5 protein-coding genes are annotated in these 6,126 nt (G+C 56.9%); 2 read left to right on the forward strand and 3 right to left on the reverse strand.

Translation table 11 applies throughout. The features are described from left to right. Positions 1-187: 187 nt before the first annotated feature. A complete protein-coding gene (locus HMPREF2779_RS03255; RefSeq protein ID WP_070686942.1) occupies positions 188-1,606 on the reverse strand; it encodes an MFS transporter in 1,419 nt (472 codons plus the stop codon). Between the two features lie 180 nt (positions 1,607-1,786). On the opposite strand from HMPREF2779_RS03255, the gene ftsY reads away from it, so the two are divergent. Both ftsY and HMPREF2779_RS03265 read left to right on the forward strand, forming a co-directional pair. Further along, positions 1,787-2,896, forward strand: a complete 1,110-nt coding sequence (gene ftsY / locus HMPREF2779_RS03260) for a signal recognition particle-docking protein FtsY (RefSeq protein ID WP_044150495.1) — start codon at positions 1,787-1,789, stop codon at positions 2,894-2,896. Between the two features lie 233 nt (positions 2,897-3,129). Continuing rightward, the gene (locus tag HMPREF2779_RS03265; RefSeq protein WP_070686940.1) at positions 3,130-3,933 is read left to right on the forward strand and encodes a hypothetical protein; all 804 of its coding nucleotides are present in this window, start codon (positions 3,130-3,132) and stop codon (positions 3,931-3,933) included. Positions 3,934-4,019: 86 nt separating this feature from the next. Here the strand turns inward: HMPREF2779_RS03265 and HMPREF2779_RS03270 are convergent, their stop codons facing one another. Both HMPREF2779_RS03270 and HMPREF2779_RS03275 read right to left on the reverse strand, forming a co-directional pair. Next, complete coding sequence (locus tag HMPREF2779_RS03270) at positions 4,020-4,943, reverse strand: hypothetical protein (protein ID WP_158676577.1); 924 nt, start codon at positions 4,941-4,943, stop codon at positions 4,020-4,022. A 182-nt stretch (positions 4,944-5,125) separates the two neighbouring features. Next, on the reverse strand, positions 5,126-6,126 hold a 1,001-nt coding region (locus HMPREF2779_RS03275), incomplete at its 5' end, for a hypothetical protein (protein ID WP_233992242.1).

Genomic DNA, 6,126 nt, shown 5'->3' on the forward strand with positions numbered 1-6,126 from the left:
TCGCCTATCCCATCAGAGGAAGATATAGATGGGTTGGTCTGGGGTCGGGTGTTGCTGTCGGCTCACCCGATTCTGGGGTTATTTATCCTGTTGGATTCTTTATCTATTTCTTGAACATAAGCCTGGTACGTGAAAAGCCGGTGCCTGCTTCGCAGCAGGCACCGGCTTTTCATATGTTATAGAGTGCTTAGCGGCCGGTATAGTCCGCGTCCGCAATATCCTTCGGCCAGCGCGCCTTACGGAACGGCGCCCACGTGAACGCCGCCGCCACCAACAACAAACCACTGGCAATGAACGCCGGAACAAAACCCCACGCATCCGCAATCAAACCAGCCACCAGCGGACCCAAAATCATACCAAAATCACTACACATCTGATACACAGCCAACACCTGGCCACCACTACGGCGAGTACCAATCACATCAGACACCGCAGCCTGAATCGACGGACCCATAAACGCCGCACCAATACCCAGACACGCCGTCAACGACACAAACACCCACGCCACCGGCGCGAAACCCATAAACGTCACCGCAGAACCCGCCAACAGCAGACCCGAAAACGCCATCACACGGCGACCAAAACGATCCGAAAAACGACCCGAGAACGTCTGCGTCAACGCATTACCAAACGAATTCGTCGCCATTGCCAACGAAGCCAACAGGGTACCCGCCACCGAATTCGACATGTCGCCGCCCGTCGCCAAATACGCCGCCGCCAACGGAATAATCGACGACTGCACACCAAACACCGACCAGCCAATCGCCCAGTTCGAAACCAATGCAGAACGGTAATTCGAGAACTTCAACGCGTCACGAACCGTCATTGCAGGCAGGTCACTCTTACCCGAAGCGCCGCCGGATGCAGCAGGCTTAGCCGCCTTGCCGGATGCGCCAGCCTGAGTGTCAGCAGGGGAGGGCACCGCCGACGGCAACACCCCGGTACCCTTACCCTCCGCTAGCGCCGCCGCCTCCATAATCGCGTCACGCTCCGCCTCCAGCGCCGCCTGCGACGGCATCAAGAACCACACAATCAGGCCCGCCGCCAGCAGCGAAAAACCATACACAATGAACGGAGCACGCATGCCAAAAGGCGCCAGTGCGCTCGCAATCACCGGGCCCAGCAGGTTACCCAGCAGGAACGCCGTCGCATAATAGCCCGAAATACGGCCGCGCATATGCGCCGGGGACAGGCGCACCAGCAGACCCATCGCAGAGACCGTGAACATGACCGAGCCGATACCCGCCACCGCACGCGAACCCAGCAGAACCCAATAATCCCAGGCGAACGCAATCATAAACGACGTCACCGACACAATCAGCATGCCAATCGTGTACACCGGACGTTCACCCCAACGGGTAATCATCTGACCCGCCGACGGCGCAAAAATCAGGCGCGTAATCGCCAACGCAGAAACCACCATCGTCGCCATAGTGACCGTGGCATTAAAATTCTGCGCATAGTTCGGCAGCACCGGCGCCACCAAACCAAAACCCACCGCAATCATGAACGACGCAGCAATCAGAACCTTCAAACCGGTGGGCACACGGTTCGGATCAATCGTGCCCGGGTCAAAAACAGGCGGTGTTTTGGCAGGGTTCCTCATACTCATCCTCGAAATCGTGCGGTGCCGTGCGGCAGTCGCGGGCCCCACCCGCAACTGCCCATCATGTGTTCGGCTAAAAAACTTAACAGTGTCCAGTCTACTCCGCCGACAGCCGGGCATGCGCGTCATCTCGACCAGCCAAACCGCCCAAACCGGTAAGCTAGTAGTGTGAATGAAACGATGATGATAATCTGCGCAATCGTGCTGGGTGTACTGGTTATCGCCGGTGTACTTTTCGCCGTTCTGCGCCGACCCAAGAAGACCGCGAACCTGCAGTCTTTGCGTCAGGAGGCGGCAGAAGCCTCCGGCGGATCGGCGGAAGAACCCGAAAGCTCGGCACCTCGCGCTATTGAACTTGATATGCCCGACCCGTCCGCGGGTCGCCTGGTGCGCCTGCGCGCCCGCCTGGCACGCTCCAACAACATGCTCGGCAAGGGCCTGCTGGCTCTGCTTTCTCGCGACCGCATCGACCAGGACGTCTGGGACGAAGTTGAGGAAACCCTGCTGCTCGCCGACCTCGGCTCTGAACCGACCACCCGCCTGGTGGAAGCGCTGCAGCAGCGCGTGCGCGTTGAGGGTACGAGCAACCCCGCCGCCGTGAAGAAGATGCTCCGCGAAGAGCTCGTGAAGATTGTTCGCCCCGACATGGACCGCGAACTGAAGACCGCCGGCAGCGACGGCAACCCCGGCGTGGTGCTGGTCGTTGGCGTGAACGGCGTCGGTAAGACCACCACGGTCGGCAAGATTGCCCGCGTGATGGTTGCTGACGGTCAGACCCTGCTCCTGGGAGCCGCGGATACGTTTCGTGCGGCCGCGTCTGAGCAGCTGACCACCTGGGGTGACCGCGTGGGCGTGAAGACCGTGCGTTCCGAGAAGGAAGGCGCCGACCCCGCATCCGTCGCGTTTGATGCCGTGAAGGCTGGCAAGGAACAGGGCGTTGACACCGTGCTCGTGGACACCGCGGGCCGCCTGCAGAATAAGTCCGGTCTGATGGATCAGCTCGGCAAGATTAAGCGCGTGATTGAGAAGGAAGCGCCGGTCACCGAGGTTCTGCTCGTTATCGACGCGACGACCGGCCAGAACGGTATGGTTCAGGCGAAGGTCTTCGGCGATATCGTGGATGTCACCGGTATCGTGCTGACCAAGCTCGACGGCACCGCAAAGGGCGGCATCGTGGTTGCTATCCAGGAGGAGCTCGGCGTTCCCGTCAAGCTCATCGGCCTGGGTGAAGGCCCGGACGACCTGGCGCCGTTCGACCCGGAAGCATTCGTGGACGCGCTGCTGGACTAACATCCTCTTTGCCTCTGCGCCGAGAAGCCACATGTGTTTCGAGAAGCCACCAAAGACGTGGCTTTTCGAAACACATGTGGCTTTTCGCTTACCTGAAAGGAAAGGGCATAGCCTGATTTACCCCGGGGTAAATTGCGAACAAGGGGTCGGCCCCCACATCAGGAATAGTCTGAAGAGGACATATTGGATAGGTGGTCACTGCATTACAAGGCCACCCTGGAGAAAGGCATGATATGAACTGGTTGTCACAGTGGATTCACTCAACAACAACAATTCTGATGTGGGTGGGCGTAATTTTCCTCCTTGGGGCGGCTGCAATATCTGCTCTCCGGGGCTTGCTCGCTTCGATTCGTTATTTGCGAGCCACGATGAAGGGTGAGAAGTACGCGCAAGAATCGGACGACGAAGACCGTATCTCGAATTTCTCCATTTTGGGTACCCCGGATCTCATCATCAATGTCGTGATGGGCGGATTTATAGCTGTAGCGATGTGGGTGGTCATGTTACTGCGAGGTTCTGCAGAAGAAGCTTTGCAGTGGAGCGCGGCTATTATGGGATGGGCGATGCTACTGCTGGGCGTGACTGCAATGGTGCGTTGTTCCAAACGTGCACGGGCTAAGGGTAAGAAGATGAAGCCCAACGCCTTACTTGGTCTGATGTATGTGACTTCGTCCGGTACGGCTCTCAGCTCTACGCTGTCGAATGGCTTGCAGACGAGCGAACATTGGTCGATGGCTAATCTGATCCAGGCGGGGCTTTCGGCGGGTTCGACTGACGTGGACTTCGTGAACGGTGTTATGGGTGCATACGGTGTTCCGGGGTTGGTCACTCTGGCTGTGTATACCGTGCTGTTCTTTGTGTGGGGCCTGCTCGTTCCGGAAGTTCTGTTGCACTCTGTCTTCCTTGCAGGTAGTGCGCTGGGAGGTCGTGCTGTAATTGTTGGTTCAAAGTCGGAAAGTGCGCAGCGTCTTTTCACGGTGAGTATAGCTCTCTACCTGGCGATGTTCCTGGTATCGAGTGGTTTGTCGGCTAGGTAGCCGCCTCTCTACTCGCTGAGAAGCCACATGTGTGTCGAAAAGCCACATTTTTAGTGGCTTCTCGAAACACATGTGGCTTTTCGCGGTTAAGTTTGGGGTACCCCAGCAGCACGTAGCACCTGCAGGGCCCGCCTCGGACGGTAAATAGCATCCTTAGCAGAAACGCGGACGACAGCATACCCCGCGTGGAGTAGCCGATCCTGTCGATTCTTCTCCCGAACCAGGTCCTCTTTGGCGTTGTATTTGACGTTGCCGTCTACCTCCAGAATGACGGGCCTGCCGTGGAGGCTAGTGGCGTGTAGCAGAAAGTCCACTCGATAGGCATGACCTTCGCAGATGATGGTTTCTTGCTGCTTGTATCGGATTCCCTGGTCATCGAGAAGTAACCGCATGCAGGTTTCAGCAACGGATTCTGAACGTGGGCTGAGCTCATGTCCGACGAGGCGGGCGGTGCGGCATCCGCGGCCTGATGCAGATGAGAGCTCTTTCTTGAGCTCTTCGTAGGTGAGCATATCCGGTTCCTGAGCGAAGCGTTGAAGGGCGCTTTCGGCTAGAACGAGCCCGTCGCGAAAGGGGAGCGTTTTCACGCAAATGGTGATAGCTGTTAGCGGTGTGACGGTGGGGATCCCTTCGGGCGTGTACACGATGGGGCTGTCCGCGGTGAGGGTGTCTTGGATGCGTTGGATGTTTTCTCGGCGGCCGCCTCCGGTTCCTCGTACTTGAACGTGACGTGGTGGGCTGAGGGAGGAGATACCCCAGGCGATGGCGGCGCTTTGAGCGGCGAGGATGTTGGCGGGGTATTCGTTGAGGTGGGCGAGCATGCACACGTAGTGCTGGTCGTTGGGATGTAGGTTGTTCCAGGTTTGGGTGGGGAGAAGGTGCCCTTTTGAGATGCGGGTGAGTTCGCCGCGATTGAGGGCGTGGCTTAGGGTGATTCGCGTGTGGGTGGCTGAGGTGATGAGTTCGGTGCGGGTGCGTATCATCGTTGATAGTTCTTCTCTAGTAATCATGCTTTAATTGCATCAAATGAGAGTATATTTGTTCAAGTGTTACGTTTAGTTATTACGCCGAAAAGCCACATGTGTTTCGAAAAGCCACGTTTTTGGTGGCTTTTCGAAACACATGTGGCTTCTCGACGAGAGGGGTGTGGATAAGTTGAGTGAATACGGCCCGGCATCTCATCTGCAGGATGCTACTTGTTAATCTGCGAAATCAGATGTTCAGCAAGCGCGGGCTGGCATGCTACGCATCCCATGATTGCCAGGATGATGCTTACACCCGCTTCCTGCAGAGGAAAGTGAAGCTCAAAGCCGCGGTAACGCGCACAGGCGGCGTTCAGAATACGCCAGTAGCAGCGTACAAGAATCTGAACCATAAGCATGGTGGCGAGCAAATTCAACATCAGTAAAGTGAACCCGGTGAATCCGTACGTTGCATTGACGGCTTCAATGAACCGTGCAAAGAAAACACCCTGCTGATGGGAACTCATATAGCCAGTGATAACGGTGTGAATGGTGGACATGTTGTACTTGCCGGAACCATTGAGGGACACCCAGATCCATGCAGTGATGGCCAACAGAATACCCGGGTAGAGCATATACATCAGAGCATTAATGCTGGTTTCGGTACCCGACTGCGCATACTTCTTGATGAGCAAACCAGCCATGGCGAGGCAAAACACCCAGCAGATGATGAGGGTCAGGTTGACATTAGGCCAGCTAACGAGAAACGCTGCCGCGGCAAACAGTGCGATGAATACCGCGACAAGGCCGAAGCCGAAGGTGTCTTCATTGCTTGCCTGCCCCTTCTTGGAAGGTGCATGGTTGTGCGTGTGCTGGCTGTTGTCGATGGTGGTGCGGTTACCGTCGCCGCTAATGGCTGCGGAGCCGTTGCCTACCTGCTGGTGGGTGTTGTGTACGCGGTTGCCATTGCCGTTGATGGTGCCGACGCTGAGCTTCTGAGTGGTATTTCCGGCTCCGGGGGTGGCGGCTGCCTTCTTGGCGTCCTTACGTGCTGCACCGAGCTTTACCCAGGCGGTTGCGGTTCCCGCGATGGCGGTAATCGGCGGGGCAGCAGCTCCAATAATGGACAGGACTTCTTCAAAGGACAATTTGTTCTCCTTATAGGTGGTAGTTGATTTGGTCAGTGCTGATAAGCCACTTGTGTTTCGAGAAGCAACATGTTTGGTGGCTT

Origin of the sequence: Rothia sp. HMSC069C03, assembly GCF_001811075.1 — a bacterium.
Classification (GTDB): domain Bacteria; phylum Actinomycetota; class Actinomycetes; order Actinomycetales; family Micrococcaceae; genus Rothia; species Rothia mucilaginosa.

Bases quoted from the DNA above. Each gene is read 5' to 3' on its own strand.
- HMPREF2779_RS03265 (WP_070686940.1), top strand. From the start codon at position 3,130: ATGAACTGGTTGTCACAGTGGATTCACTCAACAACAACAATTCTGATG.
- HMPREF2779_RS03270 (WP_158676577.1), bottom strand. From the start codon at position 4,943: ATGATTACTAGAGAAGAACTATCAACGATGATACGCACCCGCACCGAA.
- ftsY (WP_044150495.1), top strand. From the start codon at position 1,787: ATGATGATAATCTGCGCAATCGTGCTGGGTGTACTGGTTATCGCCGGT.
- HMPREF2779_RS03255 (WP_070686942.1), bottom strand. From the start codon at position 1,606: ATGAGGAACCCTGCCAAAACACCGCCTGTTTTTGACCCGGGCACGATT.